Annotated in this window: 20 protein-coding genes; 17 read left to right on the top strand and 3 right to left on the bottom strand. The window is 66.4% G+C overall.

All coding sequences use genetic code 11. The annotated features are described in order from the left end of the window. Positions 1-12: 12 nt before the first annotated feature. Positions 13-1,062: a tryptophan--tRNA ligase gene (gene trpS / locus ACW17V_RS19490; protein WP_492106678.1), complete on the top strand. Its 1,050-nt coding sequence runs from the start codon at positions 13-15 to the stop codon at positions 1,060-1,062. Between the two features lie 164 nt (positions 1,063-1,226). Here trpS and ACW17V_RS19485 read toward each other — a convergent pair whose 3' ends face one another. Beyond that, the gene (locus ACW17V_RS19485; RefSeq protein WP_492106677.1) at positions 1,227-2,498 is read right to left on the bottom strand and encodes a cytochrome P450; all 1,272 of its coding nucleotides are present in this window, start codon (positions 2,496-2,498) and stop codon (positions 1,227-1,229) included. Positions 2,499-2,619: 121 nt separating this feature from the next. Between ACW17V_RS19485 and ACW17V_RS19480 the strand changes: the two genes are divergently transcribed. Beyond that, positions 2,620-3,189: a NifU family protein gene (locus ACW17V_RS19480; RefSeq protein ID WP_492106676.1), complete on the top strand. Its 570-nt coding sequence runs from the start codon at positions 2,620-2,622 to the stop codon at positions 3,187-3,189. A 64-nt stretch (positions 3,190-3,253) separates the two neighbouring features. Here the strand turns inward: ACW17V_RS19480 and ACW17V_RS19475 are convergent, their stop codons facing one another. Both ACW17V_RS19475 and ACW17V_RS19470 read right to left on the bottom strand, forming a co-directional pair. Then, positions 3,254-5,257 carry a TonB-dependent receptor plug domain-containing protein gene (locus ACW17V_RS19475; RefSeq protein ID WP_492106675.1) on the bottom strand — a complete coding sequence of 668 codons (2,004 nt, stop codon included), beginning with the start codon at positions 5,255-5,257 and terminating at the stop codon, positions 3,254-3,256. Between the two features lie 21 nt (positions 5,258-5,278). Continuing rightward, the gene (locus ACW17V_RS19470) at positions 5,279-5,809 is read right to left on the bottom strand and encodes a hypothetical protein (RefSeq protein WP_492106674.1); all 531 of its coding nucleotides are present in this window, start codon (positions 5,807-5,809) and stop codon (positions 5,279-5,281) included. A gap of 442 nt (positions 5,810-6,251) precedes the next feature. On the opposite strand from ACW17V_RS19470, the gene ACW17V_RS19465 reads away from it, so the two are divergent. The 15 genes from ACW17V_RS19465 (at position 6,252) to ACW17V_RS19395 (ending at position 18,265) form a co-directional block, all read left to right on the top strand. Continuing rightward, positions 6,252-6,839: a malonic semialdehyde reductase gene (locus ACW17V_RS19465; protein ID WP_492106673.1), complete on the top strand. Its 588-nt coding sequence runs from the start codon at positions 6,252-6,254 to the stop codon at positions 6,837-6,839. Between the two features lie 127 nt (positions 6,840-6,966). Then, on the top strand, positions 6,967-7,617 hold the full coding sequence (locus ACW17V_RS19460) for a DUF1131 family protein (RefSeq protein ID WP_492106672.1): 651 nt from the start codon (positions 6,967-6,969) through the stop codon (positions 7,615-7,617). A gap of 5 nt (positions 7,618-7,622) precedes the next feature. Then, entirely contained in the window at positions 7,623-8,219 is a 597-nt protein-coding gene (locus ACW17V_RS19455; protein WP_492106671.1) for a DUF1131 domain-containing protein, read from the top strand. Further along, complete coding sequence (gene tsaB, locus ACW17V_RS19450; protein WP_492106670.1) at positions 8,216-8,851, top strand: tRNA (adenosine(37)-N6)-threonylcarbamoyltransferase complex dimerization subunit type 1 TsaB; 636 nt, start codon at positions 8,216-8,218, stop codon at positions 8,849-8,851. Before ACW17V_RS19455 ends, tsaB begins: the two co-directional genes overlap by 4 nt. Further along, a complete protein-coding gene (locus tag ACW17V_RS19445; RefSeq protein WP_492106669.1) occupies positions 8,848-9,300 on the top strand; it encodes a GNAT family N-acetyltransferase in 453 nt (150 codons plus the stop codon). Before tsaB ends, ACW17V_RS19445 begins: the two co-directional genes overlap by 4 nt. 45 nt (positions 9,301-9,345) lie before the next feature. Continuing rightward, positions 9,346-9,753 carry a Fur family transcriptional regulator gene (locus ACW17V_RS19440; RefSeq protein ID WP_492106668.1) on the top strand — a complete coding sequence of 136 codons (408 nt, stop codon included), beginning with the start codon at positions 9,346-9,348 and terminating at the stop codon, positions 9,751-9,753. A gap of 177 nt (positions 9,754-9,930) precedes the next feature. Next, the gene (miaB, locus tag ACW17V_RS19435; protein ID WP_492106667.1) at positions 9,931-11,283 is read left to right on the top strand and encodes a tRNA (N6-isopentenyl adenosine(37)-C2)-methylthiotransferase MiaB; all 1,353 of its coding nucleotides are present in this window, start codon (positions 9,931-9,933) and stop codon (positions 11,281-11,283) included. Further along, positions 11,280-12,224 (top strand): PhoH family protein, encoded by a 945-nt coding sequence (locus ACW17V_RS19430; RefSeq protein ID WP_492106666.1) that lies wholly within the window; start codon positions 11,280-11,282, stop codon positions 12,222-12,224. The genes miaB and ACW17V_RS19430 overlap by 4 nt, the downstream gene beginning before the upstream one ends. 18 nt (positions 12,225-12,242) lie before the next feature. Continuing rightward, on the top strand, positions 12,243-12,704 hold the full coding sequence (gene ybeY, locus ACW17V_RS19425) for an rRNA maturation RNase YbeY (RefSeq protein ID WP_492108835.1): 462 nt from the start codon (positions 12,243-12,245) through the stop codon (positions 12,702-12,704). Between the two features lie 12 nt (positions 12,705-12,716). Then, positions 12,717-13,622, top strand: coding sequence for a hemolysin family protein (locus tag ACW17V_RS19420; protein ID WP_492106665.1), 906 nt, complete (start codon positions 12,717-12,719; stop codon positions 13,620-13,622). Further along, a complete protein-coding gene (lnt, locus tag ACW17V_RS19415) occupies positions 13,619-15,172 on the top strand; it encodes an apolipoprotein N-acyltransferase (RefSeq protein WP_492106664.1) in 1,554 nt (517 codons plus the stop codon). Before ACW17V_RS19420 ends, lnt begins: the two co-directional genes overlap by 4 nt. A 73-nt stretch (positions 15,173-15,245) precedes the next feature. Then, the gene (locus tag ACW17V_RS19410) at positions 15,246-15,677 is read left to right on the top strand and encodes a helix-turn-helix domain-containing protein (RefSeq protein WP_492106663.1); all 432 of its coding nucleotides are present in this window, start codon (positions 15,246-15,248) and stop codon (positions 15,675-15,677) included. Positions 15,678-15,798: 121 nt separating this feature from the next. Continuing rightward, the gene (gene metK / locus ACW17V_RS19405; RefSeq protein ID WP_492106662.1) at positions 15,799-17,022 is read left to right on the top strand and encodes a methionine adenosyltransferase; all 1,224 of its coding nucleotides are present in this window, start codon (positions 15,799-15,801) and stop codon (positions 17,020-17,022) included. A 114-nt stretch (positions 17,023-17,136) separates the two neighbouring features. Beyond that, positions 17,137-17,817, top strand: a complete 681-nt coding sequence (trmB, locus tag ACW17V_RS19400; RefSeq protein WP_492106661.1) for a tRNA (guanosine(46)-N7)-methyltransferase TrmB — start codon at positions 17,137-17,139, stop codon at positions 17,815-17,817. Positions 17,818-17,878: 61 nt separating this feature from the next. Further along, positions 17,879-18,265 (top strand): hypothetical protein, encoded by a 387-nt coding sequence (locus ACW17V_RS19395; RefSeq protein WP_492106660.1) that lies wholly within the window; start codon positions 17,879-17,881, stop codon positions 18,263-18,265. The last annotated feature ends 2 nt before the right edge of the window (positions 18,266-18,267 follow it).

Below are 18,267 nucleotides of genomic sequence, written 5' to 3'. Positions count from 1 at the left end.
AAGGCTGAAGCCATGACCGACCAAGCTCCCGCCGCCGTTTATGCGGGCCCCGCCCGCGTGCTCTCCGGCGTGCAACCTTCCGGCGCCCTGCACCTGGGCAACTATCTGGGCGCGCTGGTGAAGTTCGCCCGCCTGCAGCACGAGATCGACACCTTCATCTTCGTGGCCGACCTGCACGCCATCACGGTGTGGCAGGAGCCCGCCGCCCTGGCCCAGCAGACCCGCGAGATCGCCGCCGCCTATCTGGCCGCCGGCCTCGACCCGGCCAAGGCCACGATCTTCCCGCAGTCGGCCGTGCCCGAGCACGCCGAACTGGCCTGGATCTTCCAGTGCGTGGCCCGCCTGGGCTGGCTGGACCGCATGACCCAGTTCAAGGAAAAGAGCGGCAAGAACAAGGAGCGCTCCAGCGTGGGCCTCTACACCTATCCGGTGCTGCAGGCCGCCGACATCCTGATCTACAAGGCCACGCACGTGCCGGTGGGCGAGGACCAGAAGCAGCACCTGGAACTGACCCGCGACATCGCCGCCAAGTTCAATCACGACTTCGGCATCTCGGGGGCCGCGCCAAACTTCTTCCCGCAGCCCGACCCGCTGATCCAGGGTCCCGGTGCGCGGATCATGAGCCTGCGCGACGGCTCGGCCAAGATGAGCAAGTCCGATCCGTCGGACTACAGCCGCATCAACCTGACCGACGACGCCGACGCCATCGCGACCAAGGTCAAGAAGGCCCGCACCGATCCCGAGCCGCTGCCCGAGACGCTGGAAGAACTGGCGACCCGTCCCGAGGCCGACAACCTGGTCGGCATCTTCGCCGCCCTGGACGGTCGGACCAAGGCCGAGGTTCTGGCTGAATACGCTGGCAAGGGTTTTGGGACGTTCAAGCCGGCCCTGGCTGACCTGGCGGTCGAGAAGCTGGCCCCCGTCGGTGAGCGAATGCGTTCGCTGCTGGCCGACCCGGCCGAGATCGACCGCATCCTGGCCAAGGGCGCGGCGCGGGCCCGCGAGGTTGCGGCCCCGACCGTGGCCGAGGTGAAGAAGCTGGTGGGGTTCTGGGGGGCATAACCTCTTCCTTCTCCCCTTGCGGGAGAAGGTGGCGCGCAGCGCCGGATGAGGGGTTGAAAGCGTTGTCGGCCATGGTCGACGGGCAGGCTGGATGAGGGGCGTTCGCGCGACCCCTCATCCGTCGGCTTTCAGCCGCCACCTTCTCCCGCAAGGGGAGAAGGAAATTAGACCCGCTCGGGGATCCGCACCGTCAGGGTCTCATAGCCCTTCACGAAGCTGGAATAGACCCGCTTGGGCTCGTCCAGCACCTCGATCTTCGGGAAGCGCTTGAGGATCTCTTCCCAGACGATCTTCAGCTGCATCTCGGCCAGGCGGTTGCCCACGCAGCGGTGGATGCCAAAGCCGAACGACAGGTGGCGGCGGGGGTTTTCGCGGTCGATGATGAAGCTGTCGGCGTCTTCGATCACGGTGTCATCGCGGTTGCCCGAGACGTACCACATGACGACCTTGTCGCCCTTCTTGATCGACTTGCCGGCCAGCTCGACGTCTTCCAGCGCCGTGCGGCGCATGTGGGCCAGGGGCGTCTGCCAGCGGATGATCTCCGAGACCATCGAGGGGATCAGCTCGGGATTGGCCCTCAGCTTGGCTTCCTGCTCGGGGTTCTTGCTGAGCGCGTAGAGGCCGCCGGTCAGGGAGTTGCGGGTGGTGTCATTGCCGCCGACGATCAGCAGGATGATGTTGCCCAGATATTCCATGGGCGGCATGTTCTTGGTCGCCTCGCCCTGGGCCAGCATCGAGATCAGGTCGCCGCCGGGCTCTTCGGCATTGACCCGCTCGTTCCAGAGATTGGTGAAATAGGCCAGGCACTCCAGCAGCTCGGCGCGGCGGGCGTCCTCGCTCTCGACGATGCCGCTTTCCGGCGAGGCCGTGGCAACGTCGGACCAGCGGGTCAGCTTGCGGCGCTCTTCCCAGGGGAAGTCGAACAGGGTGGCCAGCATCTGGGTGGTCAGTTCGATCGACACCCGGTCGACCCAGTCGAAGGGCTGGCCGATCGGCAGGCTGTCGAGGATCAGGTTGACCCGCTCGCGAATGACGCCTTCCAGCTTGGCCAGGTTCTGCGGCGAGACGATCGGGCTGACGGTCTTGCGCTGGATGTCGTGCTTGGGCGGGTCCATGGCGATGAACATCGGCAGGACGAAGTCTTCGTCGAAGTCACGGATGGTGATGCCGCCCAGATGGGCGTCGGACGAGAACACCGCGTGGTTGGTGTCGACGGCCATGATGTCGTTGTACCGGGTCACCGACCAGTAGGGGCCGGTCTCCTCATTGCCTTTGGACCAGTGAACCGGGTCTTCTTTCCGCAGGCGCTCGAAATAGGCCCACATGGCGTCGGCCTGGAACAGGACCGGATCGGCGACATGAAAGTCTTCCAGCGGCGTGGACCAGGCGGCGGCGCTGAGCGCGCCCTTGCTGAGATCGATCGAACCGTCGCTCATTGCGGACCCTCCCAAGGATCGTTGTTTTTCGTATCACGCCAGAAAATGACGCCTGTGTCACCTTTCTTTGTGGTCACCCGCGCATCTTGCGCCGGAGGCTCGCGAGGTCCATTTCTCCGCCATGTTCATCCAGACCGAAACCACGCCCAATCCCGAGGTGCTGAAGTTCCTGCCCGGCCGTGAAGTGCTGGGCGAGGGCGCGCGCGAGTTCAAGACGGCGGAAGAGGGCGAGTCCTCGCCGCTGGCCAAGGCCCTGTTCCAGCTGGGCGACGTGACGCGAGTGTTCTTCGGTCCCGATTTCCTGACCGTGACCAAGGATCCCGACGCCGAGTGGCCGCACCTGAAGGCGCCGATCCTGGCCGCCATCATGGACCACTTCACCAGCGGGCGGCCCCTGCTGCTGGATGCAACCGACAGCGGCCACGACGACGACGGCGTCTATGATGATGAGGCCAGCCAGATCGTCGCCGAGATCAAGGAACTGCTCGACACCCGCATCCGTCCGGCCGTGGCCCAGGACGGCGGCGACATCGTGTTTTCGAAGTTCGAGCCCGCGACGGGCGTTGTCTGGCTGCACATGCGCGGCGCGTGTTCGGGCTGTCCGTCCTCGTCGGCGACGCTGAAGTCCGGCGTCGAGAACATGCTCAAGCACTATGTGCCTGAAGTGACGCGGGTCGAGCAGACGCTGTAGGGCGTCGCGCAAAGAAAAAGGGCCGCGCCAGGCGCGGCCCTCCGGGTCTTTCAGATCGTTCTGATCACCAGCGCTTGGTGATGCTGAACAGAACCCGGCGTTCGGCCTTCAGGCCCGAAATCCCCTTGGTCTGGGACTGCCGGTCCTCCAGAAGGTTTTGACCGGCCAGGGCCAGGGTCACCCCGGATTTCATCTCGTAGCCCACACGTCCGGCGACCGTGGTGTAGCCCTTCACCGGTTCCAGGGTCTGGGTCGCGGTGTAGGAATTGAACTTCGAAACCGTGCGGACATAGGTGTCGACGGTCCAGCGGCTATCGGTCCAGCCCAGGCTCAGATTGCTACGCCATTTCGGCGAGGTGTCGCCGAAGGCGATCAGTCGCCGAACGGCGCTGTAGCCGGCTATCGTGGTGTCGGTGATGTCGACATAGGTCGTGTCGGCGCTCCAGCGGAAGCCCTTGCCAAACTTGCCGGCTCCCGAAACCTCGACACCCTTCATCTCCGACTTGCCGATGTTGTAATAGGTCAAGGCGGCATAGGTCGTGGCCGTGGCCGGGATATCGATCTGCAGCCTGGAGACGCCGCTCTTCACGTCTTCGGTGCGCTGAGCCATGAGCTTGACGGCCATGCGGGCGCCGAGCTTGGGAATGGCGCGCTCATAGGCGACCTCGTAGCTGGTGATCAGCGTGGGGTTCAGATCGGGATTGGCCAGGGTGGCGATCCCGACCGGCGGTGCGGTGGCGGGTATGACCTGGCGTGACCCCAGTTCGACAAGGGTGGGAGCCTGCACGCCGCGCGCCGCGATCAGGCGGATGGTGTCGACATCCGTGGCGCTGATCACCGCGCCCAGATTGACGCTGACTTCCTTGATCGAGCGGTCCCAGTCGCTGTTCTTGTTTCGTGTGACCCCGGCGGGGAATGTGCCTGTCCGGCTAAGCTCCAGACTGTCCAGGCGAGCGGCGGCCGTCAGCGCGACCTTTTCCGAGGCCTGCCAGTTCCACATCGCGGACGGAGCCAGCACGCGATAGCGCACCGTGCCGCCCTTGACCGGGGTCGTGTTGACCTCGTTGTCGCGATATTCGAGCGCGACGCGCAAGGTATGGTCCGAGCCGATCTTGATCAGATCCTGCACCTTGGCGACCATGATCTTGTTTTGGTAGTGCAGGGGCAGGGCGGTGGAATCGAGCTGGTTGACATAGATCTGGGCCTGAATGGCGCCAATGCGGGTGTCTGAATCGAGCGTCGCCTTGATCGAGTCGGTCTTCACCTTGTGGCGGACATAGGTGTAGCTCGACAGCATTTCGGACTGACCCGAGTTTGACCATGAGGCCTCGACCCGCAGGTCCGTGGTCGGCGACAGCGCCGCCACCGCGTCGAGCGCGGCATGCACCTTCCAGGGATCGGCCAGCAGGGAAGAGGCCACCGTCGTGCCGGTATTGCTCCATTCGTCCTGTTTGTCGGCGCTGAGCGACAGGCGGGCCTTCACCGGTCCGAGGCTCATGGTGTTGACCAGGGTCGCCGAGGCATAGCCCAGGCCGCCCGCCTGGACGGTGACGCTGTTGGTCTTGTCGTATTTGGGGTTGAACGTGATGATGTTGATCACGCCGGAAACGGCGTTGAAGCCGAACAGGGCGCTGTTGGGGCCTCTCACCAGTTCGATCTGGCGGATTTCCTCAAGGGCCACCGGCAGGGTGTGCCAGTCGGTATAGCCGAAGTGGTCCAGATAGACCTGGCGGCCGTTGATCAGCACCAGCATCCGCGGCGAACGCGCCTGATTGTAGCCGCGTACGCTGACTTCGGCCGCGCCCGCGGCGAAGGGCAGAATATCGACCCCGGCGCTTCGGGACAGGATGGTTGGAATATCCGTCGCGCCTGACCGACGGATGTCCTCGGCGGTGATGATGGTCATGTCGACCGGCGCCTGGGATGCGCGCTGCGGCGAGCCGGTGGCCGATGTGGTGACGGGCTCGTTGAACATCGCTTCAAGCGAGCCATAGTCAATCGTTTGGGCGCTGGCGGAGCCGGCGGCCAAGGCCAGGCCGGCCGTGGCCAGAAGGATTGATTTTTTCATGCGATTCCCCTCGGCTCTGGATTAGATTTCGCGGATCATCATGCGGAAGGCGGCCTTGAAGGTCGCTCCGACGGCCGCGGCGGCGGCGCGATTGACGACGATCTCGACCTTGGGATCCGCCGACACGCTGATGGCGCAGCCGCCCGACGTGGCGCACGCTGTGTCCGAGCCGATGGTGATCAGGTTCTTGCCCTTGGCGGCCGCGCCGACCGCGCTGTAGGCCACGCCGCTGGTCACGAAGAGAGCGGTGACGCCCGAGGCCGAGCCGACAGCGCCGGCTTCGATCGCCTTGCCCGTCACGGTCAGGCCGCCGGCGCTGTAGCCGCCGCCGATGGCGGCCATCACGGCGTTCTTTTCAGCCACCGAGGCCGGCTTGGAGGGGTCGAACACCACACCCATGACCGCTGAACCCGTTGGAGCCTTTTCCAGGAAGGTCAGGGCGCGAACCGCGATCTGCAGGTCCTTCTGAGTGTCAGCGTGGGCGACAAGCGGCGCCGCCAGTACCGCCAGCGCGGCGATGGCCGTACGGCGAGCGTTGTGAGTCCTGGTCATAAGTCCCTCCAAACCCCTCTTTCGGTGGGGGCGTGGAGATAGTGCGAGCTTGTATATTTTTTAGTATCTGTCAGATTGTCGCAGGGTTAATGTCTCTTCTGGAGTAGAAAATAGAAGTAAAATATCTGGCCATACCGACTTACCAAGCGGTAATACCTGAAATCAAAACGGATTTGTATTTTGATGAAGCGATTTATGGCCAAATCTAGGCGCAGTTTTATACATAGATAAGAATGTGATTTTCAGAATTCTCGATGATACGCCCCAAGTGACTATCGGTCATACCGATCGGTGCAATTGAACGAAACCTGGGCCGCGCGGAGAGATCGGAGCCGAGGACATCATCCTAGCTTTGGGGTCAGCCATCCGGAGCGCCTTGATTCGGCGCGGCGTGTCTCTATATCGCAACCTATCAAGTTACGGTTTTCGAAGGTTTGAAACCATGTCCAAACTGTCCGATCAGGCGCTCGCCCAGCTGTTCACCGAAGCCCGCACGCGCAATGGCTGGACGTCGGACCCGATCCCGGAAGCGGTCCTGCGCGAGCTGTATGACCTGGTTAAGTTCGGCCCCACGGCCGCCAACACCACGCCGGCGCGCTTCATCTTCGTCAGCAGCCCGGAAGCCAGGGCGAAGCTCGCGGCGCTGTCGTCGGGCTCGAACGGGCCGAAGATCCTGCAGGCTCCGGTCACCGTGATCATCGGCTATGACCTGGATTTCCCCGAGACCCTCGACAAGCTGTTCCCCAACGCCCCTGGCGCGAAAAACTGGTTCGGCGATCCCGTGGCCAAGGAAACCGGCGCGCTGCGCAACAGCTCGCTGCAGGGCGGCTACTTCATCATGGCGGCGCGAGCCCTGGGTCTGGACGTCGGTCCGATGTCGGGCTTCGACAATGCGGGCGTCGACGCCGAATTTTTCGCCGGGACCAACATAAAGTCCAATTTCATTGCTTCGATTGGCTACGGCACGGACGAGGGTCTCTTCCCGCGAAACCCGCGCCTCGACTTCGAGGAAGCCGCCAAAATCGTCTGATCCCAGACCAAGAGCTTGGCCCGGTTCGCGTGAGTATGGACCGATCCAGCCTGAGCCCCCGCCCGTTTCGACGGTCGGGGGCGACGGTTGTTTTGTGCATCCGGCGCGCACGCGCTAAAACCACCCCATGACCCAGCGCCTCGCCCTCATCGCCCTGCCGTTCCTGCTGCTCGCCGCCTGCGGCCCGGTGGAGAAGAAGGCCGACGAGGCCGGGACCGCCCCGCCCCCCGCCGAGCCGGGCAAGAGCGGCTCGGTCGCGGTGATGGTCCAGCCCTACACCGAGGGTCCGCTGACCGTCCGCGCCGAAGGCGTCGGCCCGATCAACGCCTCGACGGCCTTCGACCTGCCGACGATCAAGGTGCTGTTCCCCAAGGCGGTGGTCGAGCAGGCCTTCCTGCACTTCGGCGCCGGGCCGGCCCAGCCGATCATCAATGTCGAACAGAACCAGATCCCGCTGATGGAGATCGCCAAGGGCGAGGACGGCGACCTGGGGTCGATCCGACTGGAAGGCGGCGACGTGCGCGGTCCCAAGGACGAGACCCTGCTGACCCAATGGTCGGCGCTGGGCCTCGACATCAAGACCTGCCGGGCCGGCGAGGGCCGCGACGTCAACGGCGTGATCTGCGTGCGGCCCGAGGCGCCCAATGTCCAGTATCTGATCGGCGTGCCCGGCTGGACCAAGGGCGGCCTACCGCCGGTCGAGACGCTGAACGCCAAGGGCCAGCTGAACGGCTTCGTCTGGCGCCCGACCGAGGTGGCCGCGGTCGGCGCGGCCTGAGTTTCATGCGCTTCCCCACCGCCCTGATCGCCGCTCCGCTGGCGCTGCTCGCCGCCTGTGGTCCGGCGGACAAGCCCGCCCCGCCGGCGTCGGCTCCAGTCGGAGCGCCATCGGCTTCCGTGACCGCGTTGTTGCCGCTCGACGAGTACGCCGTCGGCCCGATCATGGCCCAGACCCCGTTCAAGGCCGAAGCGATCCAGGCGCTGTTTCCCAAGGACAAGGTTGAGGCGGACGGCTCGGCCATCACCGTCGCCCGGGACGGCGTGACGATGCTGAAAATCCTCGGCGAGCCGGGCGTCGCCACGGTCGGCGAGATCCACATCGCCGGACGATCGGCAAGCGGCCCACGCGGCGAGGTCTTCGGCATGCCGTGGCCCCGGCTCGACGTGCCGCTGAAGCGCTGCTGGATGGGCCAGGACGCCTATCGCCACGCCGTGATCTGCACCCAGCCGGGCGAGTCCGTGCTGCGCTACGTGTTCGAGGTTCCGGGCTGGACCCGCGATGACCTACCATCCACCGAGGTGCTGGCCGGCGCCACCCTGCGCGACTTCATCTGGAAGAGCGGCGCGGGCGGCTACGCCCCGACCGGGGGCGGCGCATGATCCTGGCCATCGACACCTGCCTGGGCGCCAGCTCGGTCGCCATCCTCGATGGCGACCGTGTGCTGGCGGCGCGCGGCGAGCCCATGACCCGGGGCCATCAGGAGCGTATCGGCGTCCTGGCCCGCGAGGTCGCGCTGGAAGCCGGCGTGACGTTTTCCGACCTGACCCGGATCGGCGTCACTGTCGGTCCCGGCTCGTTCACCGGCCTGCGCGTGGGTCTGGCCTTCGCCAAGGGCCTGGCCACGGCGCTGTCGATCCCCTGCGTGGGCGTCAGCACGCTGGAAGCCCTGGCCTTTGGAACGCCAGGCTTCGTCGCCGCCGTGCTCGATGCGCGGATGAGCCAGGTCTATCTGCAGATCTTCGACGGCCGGGTCGCCCTGATGGCTCCCGACGCCCTCGATCTGGGCTCGGCCGCCGCGCGGCTGGCCGAACTGCATGGCGGCCAGGCCGTGACCCTGATCGGTTCGGGCGCGCCGCTGCTGGCTGAAACCTTCCCGAAAGCCACGATCCTCACGCCGGCCTTTCCCGATCCGGTGGCCGTGGCGCGACTGGCCGCCGCCCGGTCCGCGCCGGCCCATTCGCCCCGGCCGCTCTATCTGCGCGCGCCCTACGCCACCCTGCCTGTCGCATGATCCTGCGCCCTGTTGGCCTTGAGGCCTGTTTCATCCTCGCCGACCTGCATGACCGCGCCTTTCCCCGGCCGTGGAGCGCGATCGAATTCGAGGACCTGCTGAAGTCGCCCGGCGTCTTCGCGGTGCTGGGCGAGGCGGGTGAGCCGGCTCAGGAAAAGGGCTTCATCCTGTGCCGGTCGATCGCCGGCGAGGCCGAGATCCTGACCATCGCCGTCGACCCCGCCGCCCGCCGTCGCGGCTGGGGCGCGGCCCTGGTCGAGATGGCGGCCGGAATCGCCACCGAGACCGGCTCCGAAGCGATGTTTCTGGAGGTCGCGGCTGACAATGCCGCCGCCATCGCCCTCTATGCGGCGACGGGCTTTGCCCGGGTGGGGCTGCGCAAGGGCTATTATCCCCATCCGGATGGCGCTAGGGACGCGGTTGTCATGCGGCGGGCGCTTAACACTTAAGGGTTCACCGCCTATTCTGCCATCGACTCAGACGGAGGCGCCGCCTTGGATCGACTTGAAAAGCTCTGCATCGATAAGGGCATGCGCATGACCGACCAGCGCCGCGTGATCGCGCGCGTGCTGTCGGCCGCCGACGATCATCCGGACGTCGAAGAGCTGCACCGCCGCGCCCACGCCGTCGATCCGCACATCTCGATCGCCACGGTCTATCGCACCGTGCGGCTGTTCGAGGAGAGCGGCATCATCGAGCGCCACGACTTCCGCGACGGCCGCTCGCGCTATGAAGAAACCCCCAGCCATCACCACGATCATCTGATCGACATGAAGACCGGCAAGGTCGTCGAGTTCGTGGACGAGGAGATCGAGGCCCTGCAGAACGCCATCGCGCGCAAGCTGGGCTACAAGCTGGTGGACCACCGGCTGGAACTCTACGGGGTTCCGATCGAGGAGTGATCGGGAGCTGCTTCCCCTTTTGGGGGAGCTGTCGCGAAGCGACTGAGGGGGCCTTCTGGACCTGGGCCGAGCTAGTCCCCTCCGGCCCTCTGGGCCACCTCCCCCAGAGGGGGAGGATCTTCGGGTGTGGCGCCCATGTCCTTGCACGCCGGCCCTCACGCCCTCATAACCTCGCCCATGAGCGAGACCCCGCAAAAGCGCCTCTATATCAAGACCTACGGCTGTCAGATGAACGTCTATGACAGCGAGCGCATGGCCGATGTCCTGCGCCCGCTGGGCTATGGCGTGGTCGATGATCCGGAAGGGGCCGATCTGGTGGTGCTCAACACCTGCCACATCCGCGAGAAGGCCACCGAGAAGGTCTATTCGGAACTGGGCCAGATCAAGCTGATGAAGGACCGCAAGGCGGCGGATGGCGGTCGCATGACCATCGCCGTGGCCGGTTGCGTCGCTCAGGCCGAGGGCAAGGAGATCATGCATCGCCAGAAGGCGGTCGATCTGGTGGTCGGTCCGCAGTCCTATCACCAGCTGCCCGAGCTGATCGCCCGCGCCCACCGGGCCACCGGCGAGCGGCTGTCGACCAGCTTCGCCGCCGACGAGAAGTTCGACGCCCTGCCGGCCGAGCGCCAGGTCAGCGGCGTCACGGCGTTCCTCACCGTCCAGGAGGGCTGCGACAAGTTCTGCACCTTCTGCGTCGTGCCCTATACGCGCGGCGGCGAGTGGTCGCGGCCGGTGAACGACATCCTCGAGGAGGCCCGCCGTCTGGCCGACCAGGGCGTGCGCGAGGTCACCCTGCTGGGCCAGAACGTCAACGCCTATGACGGCGACGGCTCGACCCTGGCCAAGCTGGTTCGCCAGCTGGCGAAGATCGATGGCCTGGATCGCATCCGCTATACGACCAGCCACCCGCGCGACATGGGCGATGACCTGATCGAGGCCCATGGCGAGCTGCCGGAACTGATGCCCTATCTGCACCTGCCGGTGCAGGCGGGCAGCGACAAGATCCTGAAGGCCATGAACCGCGACCACACGGCCGAGAGCTATGTGAAGCTGATCGAGAAGATCCGCGCGGCGCGTCCGGACATCGCCATGAGCGGCGACTTCATCGTCGGCTTCCCCGGCGAGCGGGACGGCGATTTCGAAAAGACCCTGGATCTGGTCCGCGAGGTCGGTTTCGCATCCGCCTTCTCGTTCAAATATTCGCGCCGCCCGGGCACCCCGGCCTCGGCCATGACCGGCCAGGTCGACGAGGCGGTGAAGGCCGAGCGTCTGGAGCGCCTGAACCAGTTGCTGGATCAGCAGCAGAAGGCCTTCAACGCGACCCAGGTCGGCAAGGTCCTGCCGGTGCTGTTTGAAAAAAGTGGCCGCCACGCCGGTCAAATCGTCGGCCGCAGCCCCTATCTTCAGGCCGTCCACGCCGAGGGCGGGGAACAGCTGCTCGGGACCATCGTTCCGGTCCGCATCGAAAGCGCCGCCAAGATGAGCCTGGGCGGCGTGCTGGAAACCTCTTCCGTTCTGGAGACCGCTTGAGCCGCACCCCTGAGTTCCTGCCGCTGTCGGACGACGCCGTTCACGCCGTCTCCGGTCCCGGTGGCCGTCACGCCGCCCTGATCGAGGACGCCTTCAAGGTTCTGATCGAGACCCCGGGCGGCGGCGTGACCATCACCGGCGACGTCAAGGGACGCACGGGCGCCAAGCGGGCGTTGAACGACCTTGCCCACCGCGCCGACGCCGGCGAGGAAGTGGTCGAGGCCGATGTCCGCATCGCCGTGGGCGAGGCCCAGAGCACCGGCGGTCAGGCTTCGGCCCGCACCGTGCGCAAGGGCTCGGTCTCGCCCAAGACCAAGGGTCAGGCCCGCTATATGGAAGCCATGGGCAGCCATCCGCTGTCCTTCGGTCTGGGTCCAGCCGGCACCGGCAAGACCTTCCTGGCCGTGGCCCATGGGGCCGGCATGCTGCTGCGCGGCGAGGTCGATCGCCTGATCGTCACCCGCCCCGCCGTCGAGGCCGGCGAGAAGCTCGGATTTCTGCCGGGCGACCTGAATGAGAAGGTCGATCCCTACATGGCCCCGGTCTGGGAGGCCCTGACCGACATCATGGGCGCCGACCAGCTGCGCCGTCGTCGCGAGAAGCTGGAGATCGAGGTCGCGCCCATCGCCTTCATGCGCGGCCGCACCCTGGCCCATGCCTTCGTCATCGTCGACGAGGCCCAGAACTGCTCGCGCCTGCAGATGAAGATGGTTCTGACCCGTCTGGGCGAGGGTTCGCGCATGGTGGTGACGGGCGACCCGACCCAGATCGACCTGCTCAATCCGCGCGACTCGGGCCTTGCCCACGCCGTCTCGATCCTGGAAGGGGTCGAGGGGGTTTCGGTCTCGCGCTTCACCGCCGCCGACGTCGTCCGCCATCCGCTGGTGGAGCGGATCGTCAAGGCCTACGACGCCGACGCAGCTCAGAGCACGCCCCGCTAGATGACCATCACTGTCGACATCGAGATCGAGGACGAGGCCTGGACCAAGGCCGAGCCCGAAGCCGAGGCCCTGGTCTGGCGCGCCGCCCAGGCGGTGCTGGACGCCCATCAGGACATCGAAGGCCAGGGGATCGTCATCCTGCTGGCCGACGACGACAGCGTTCAGGCCCTGAACCGCGACTTCCGCCAGAAGGACTACGCCACCAACGTCCTGTCCTTTCCGTCGCCCCAGGGACCAGAGGCCAATCCGGAAGGTCAGATCGGCGACATCGCCCTGGCGTTCGGGGTCTGCCAGCGCGAAGCGATCGAGCAGGGCAAGCCGCTCGCCCACCATTTGCAACATCTGGTGGCGCACGGGGTGCTGCATCTCTTAGGATACGACCACGAAGGCGACGAAGAGGCTGAGTCCATGGAGGCCCTGGAACGCGAGATCCTGGCCACTCTGGACGTGCCCGATCCCTACGCCGCCGATCAGGGATAGTTCTCCAGGGCCATGCCAAGCGACGACTCTAGTCCACAGCCCGCCGGTCCAGCTCGACAGAGCCGGGGCGTGCGGGCGTTTCTTCGCAAGATGCGCAAGCGATTGAGCGCGCCGGTCGAGATCGTTCGACCGCCCGAACCCGCCCAGGACGGCGCGGTCGACATCGTCGACCAGGCCGAAGCCTTCAAGACCCTCCGCGTGGCCGACGTGATGACGCCGCGCGCCGACATCGTCTCGGTCGAGCTGTCCACGCCGTTCGAGGCCCTGATCGCCCAGTTTACCGAGGCCGAACACTCGCGGATGCCGATCTATCGCGAGACCCTCGACGATCCGGTGGGCGTGATCCACGTCAAGGACGTGTTCCGCCTGCTGGCCGCCGGCGACAACCGTCCGGCCGCCACGGACGTGGTCCTGCACAAGCTGCGGCGCGAGGCGCTGTACGTGCCCGCCTCGATGCGGGCCGCCGACCTGCTGCTGCGCATGCGCACCAGCCGCATCCACCTGGCCCTGGTCATCGACGAGTTCGGCGGCACCGACGGCCTGGTCACCATGGAAGACCTGATCGAGGCGGTGGTCGGCGAGATCGACGACGAGCACGACGACGCCACCGTCGCCGGCATCGTCGCCCGGCCCGGCGGCGTGTTCGAGGCAGACGCCCGCGCGCCGCTGGAAGAGCTGGAAGCCGCGCTCGGCCGCGAACTGGCCCCGCCGGACATGGAAGAAGACATCGACACCGTCGCCGGTCTGGTCGTCGCCCTGGCCGGCCGCGTGCCGCAGCGGGGCGAGGTGATCGCTCATCCGCACGGCTTTGATCTGGAAGTGGTCGAGGCCGATCCGCGTCGGGTGCGTCGGGTGCGGGTGCGTCCCGCCGCCGTCCCGGGCGCGGCCGCCCAGCCCGCGGAAGCCGCCGCCTCGTGAATTTCAGGCTCGCCTCGCTCTGGCGCGACCGGAGCCTTTCGCTGCTGGCCGGCCTGGCCGCCGCCCTGGCCCATCCGCCGTTCGGCCTGCTGCCCGGTCTGCTGGGTTACGCCCTGCTGCTCTGGCTGCTCGACACCGTCGAGGGGCCGCGTCCGCTGCGGTCGGCCTTTCTGCGCGGCTGGCTGGCGGGCCTGGCCTATTTCGGGCTCGGCACCTGGTGGATCGGCGAGGCCTTCATGGTCGACGCCGCCAATCAGGGCTGGATGGCGCCGTTCGCGATCGCCGCCATGGCCGGAGGGCTGGCCCTGTTCTGGGGCGTCGCCGCCGTCGTCTATCGTCTGGTCCGCCCGGCGGGGGTGGGTCGCATCCTGGTCTTCGCCGGCGCCTTCGCGGCGCTGGAATGGGCGCGCGGCCATGTGCTGACCGGCTTTCCCTGGAACCTGCCCGGCGAGACCTGGAAGGCCGGCTCGGCTCCGTCCCAGGCCGCCGCGATCGTCGGCGCCTATGGCCTGACCTGGATCACCCTGGCCATCGCCGCCGCCCCGGCCGTCTGGCGCGAGGGCCTGGCCGGGCGCAAGGCGATCGCCGCCGCCGCCGCCGTGCTGACGGCGCTCTACATCAATGGCTGGGCGCCCGCCGCGCCGGCGCCCAAGGTCGTCTCGCCCACCGTCCGTATCGTTCAGGCCGATATCCAGCAGGAGGCCAAGTGGGACGCCGACCGCTTCGCCCAGGTGGTTCAGGCCTATGTCTCGCTGACCGCCAGGCCCTATGCGAGCGGAAAGCCCGCCGACATCGTCGTCTGGCCCGAAGGCGCCCTTCCGGCGGCCATCAACGACTATCTGGCCCCCGGAACCTGGGTGCGCCAGGCGATCGTCGACGCCCTACGGCCCGGCCAGCTGCTGCTGATCGGCGGCTATCGCTATGACGGTTCGGTCGACAGCCCGGTCTATTACAACAGCCTGATCGCCCTGAAGCGCACGGCGACCGACATCGAACTGGTCGGGATCTATGACAAGCACCGGCTGGTGCCGTTCGGCGAATATCTGCCGATGGACGCCCTGCTGACGAAGCTGGGCGTCAAGAGCCTGGCCCATCTGGGCGACGGCTTCGCCACCGGTCCGCGTCCGGCCCCGCTGCGGGTGTCGCCCGACCTGACCGTCCAGCCGCTGATCTGCTACGAGAGCCTGTTTCCCGGCCTGGCCCGGCCCGATCCGGCGGTCCGCGCGCTGATCAATGTGTCGAACGACGCCTGGTTCGGCGTCACCTCGGGGCCGCTGCAGCATCTCAATCTGGCCAGCTATCGCGCCATCGAGACCGGTGTCCCGATCCTGCGCGCGACGCCGACGGGGGTTTCGGCCCTGATCGATGCAAAAGGCAAGATCGTGCGCGGCGCCCAGCTGAATCTGGGCGAGAGCGGCGTCATCGACGGCATCCTGCCGGATATGGGCAAAACCACACCCTACGCCCGGCTGGGCGACAGTCTGTTCATGCTGTTGATTGTGATATCAGTGTTCGCCGGACTTCACCGGTTTTCGCCCCGAAGAGGGTAAGGGCTTTCAATTATTACCATTTTGTAAGACATAGGCTCAATAAAAACCGCAATTTCAGCTATCAAGCGTAGGCATGAGCGCTCCTTCCGACCAAGACCGTCACCCCAATCCGATCGACCTTCACGTCGGCGCGCGCATCCGAATGCGCCGCAAGATCCTGGGTGTCAGCCAGGAACGGCTGGCCGAGGATCTGGGCCTGACCTTCCAGCAGGTGCAGAAGTACGAGCGCGGGGCCAACCGGGTCAGCGCCAGCAAGCTGTACGAGATCGCCCGCAGCCTGCAGTCTTCGGTGGCCTATTTCTTCGAGGGTCTGGCCGATCCGACGGACACCGACGGCATGGCCGAGACCGGCGCGGAGCAGTTCGTCCACGATTTCCTGATGACTCCCGAGGGTCTGGAACTGGCCAGCCTGTTTCCCAAGATCAGCCGCACCAAGGTGCGTCGCCGGATCCTCGACCTAGTGCGCTCCATGGCCGACGAGGATGTGCCCGAAAGCCAAGACTAGGCCGGGGCCGCCCCGCGACGATCGGCGCGGCTTGCCGACATAAACATATCTTTATATGCTGTCCGGCTAGTGGGATGGACCTGTTGTCCATTCCTGCGAATTCTATGGCCGGAGCTGTCCCTTGAGCCGTTCGTCCTACATCTTCACCAGCGAGAGCGTCTCCGAAGGCCACCCCGACAAGGTCGCCGACCGGATCAGCGACACCGTGGTCGACGCCTTCCTGAGCGCCGACCCCGAAGCCCGTGTCGCCTGCGAGACCCTGGTCACCACCAACCGCATCGTGCTGGCCGGCGAAGTCCGGGCCGGCAAGCCTGACGGCGACAAGGCCGCCAACAAGCAGCTGACCAAGGACATCCTCAAATCGCTGGAGCCCAAGGTGCGGGCCGCGATCAAGGACATCGGCTACGAGCAGAAGGGCTTCCACTGGCAGAAGGCCAAGTTCGCCAACTACCTGCACGGCCAGTCGGCGCACATCGCTCAGGGCGTGGACGCCAGCGACAAGAAGGACGAAGGCGCCGGCGACCAGGGCATCATGTTCGGCTATGCCAGCACCGAGACCCCGGAGCTGATGCCGGCCACCCTGCAATACAGCCACAACATCCTCAGCCGCCTGGCCCAGCTGCGCCACAGCGGCGAGCTGTCGGCCCTTGAGCCCGACGCTAAGAGCCAGGTGACCCTGGAGTATGACGGCAGCGGCAAGCCGGTTCGCGTCGTCTCCATCGTGGTGTCGCACCAGCACAAGAAGAAGATCGACGGCAAGGCCGCGACCTCCAAGCGCGTCCTGGACCTGATCCGTCCGCACATCCTGCCGATCTTCCCCGAAGGCCTGATCACCAAGAAGACCCAGTGGCTGGTCAACCCGACCGGTCGCTTCGAGATCGGCGGCCCCGACGGCGACGCCGGTGTCACCGGTCGCAAGATCATCGTCGACACCTACGGCGGCGCGGCCCCGCACGGCGGCGGCGCGTTCTCGGGCAAGGATCCGACCAAGGTCGACCGCTCGGCCGCCTATGCCTGCCGCTACCTGGCCAAGAACGTCGTGGCGGCCGGTCTGGCCGATCGCTGCACCATCCAGATCGCCTATGCGATCGGTGTGGCCAAGCCGGTGTCGTTCCACGTCGACCTGCACGGCACGGGCAAGGTTGATCCCGCCGTGCTGGAAAAGCTGCTGCCCGAGCTGATCGGCGGCGCCACCCCGCGCTCGATCCGCCAGCACCTGCAGCTGAACAAGCCGATCTACGCCCGCACCGCCGCCTACGGCCACTTTGGCCGCACGCCGGATAATGAAGGCGGCTTCTCGTGGGAGAAGACCGACCTGATCAGCGAGCTGAAGGGCCTGGCTTAAGCCTCGGCCTCTCCTGACTGTTCGAAGCGGGCCTCGATCATGCGATCGGGGCCCGCTTTCGTTTGGGGTCGTTCCGCTGGCCTCGCACCCGGATGACGGCTAAGACGCCGCCCCATGACCTCCGCTCCGATCCCCCACGGGCCTCTGCGCACATTCGGCCGCATCAAGTCGCGACCGGTGAAGCCGCGCCAGCAGGCCCTGCTCGACACCCTGCTGCCCGAAATCGCCGTACCCGAAGCGCCGTTCGAGCCGCGCGACCTGGCGCCCGAGACCACCGAGACCTGGCTGGAGATCGGCTTTGGCGGCGGCGAGCACATGGCCGCCCAGGCCGGCCGTCATCCGCACGCCCTGATCCTGGGCGCCGAGCCCTTCGTCAACGGCGTGGCCAGCGCGGTCCGTCACATCGAGGAGCAGGCGCTCAAGAACGTCCGCATCCACGAGGGCGACGCCCGCGACGTGATCGGCTGGCTGCCCGACGCCTGCCTGACGCGGGTCTTCATCATGTTCCCCGATCCCTGGCACAAGGCGCGGCACAACAAGCGCCGCTTGATCCAGCCGGCGGTGGTCACCGAACTGGCGCGGGTGCTGAAGCCCGGCGGTCGCCTGCGGTTCGCCACCGACTGGGCCGACTATGCCGAGTGGACGATCGAGCGGGCTCTGGCCGATCCGGCCTTCCGCTTCGAAAGCGAGACGGCCGACCGCAACGCCCCGCCCGCTGACCATGTGACCACTCGCTACGAGGAAAAGAAGCTCGGCGACTGCGCGCCGGTCTTCCTGGATTTCGTGCGGGTCTGATCGACCGCGCGTCTGCTAAGCTTGCCCCCGGCCCGCGTCATGACGGGCGGGGGAGGCGACCATGAACTGGATTGTCGAGCACTATCAGAGCGTTCTGGTGGTCAGCGGGCTGCTGACCCTGACCATGCTGCAATTTGTCTTCGCGCCGACCCGCTCGCAGCGCTCGACCTATGGCGAGGCTCTGGAAGGGCCATTGGCCGATGTCGTGGTGCGGGGCTGGGGTCTGCTGATCAGTCTGACCGGCGGCATGCTGGTCTGGGCGGCGTTTCATCCCGAGACCCGGCCGCTGGCCGTCGGCGTCGCGGTGATCAGCAAGGTCTTCTATATGGGATCGCTGGTCGCCAAGGGCGGCCGGTTTCTCAAGGGCTTCGGCGGCGTGACCGTGCTGGTCGACGCGGTCATGGTCGCCCTGCTCGTGACCGGCCTGATGGCCGGTCACGCAGGCTAGTT

Source organism: Caulobacter sp. FV2ye17ST, assembly GCF_058680955.1.
The sequence above is the reverse complement of the archived record's forward strand: the minus strand, read 5'-3'. Positions and strand labels throughout refer to the sequence as shown.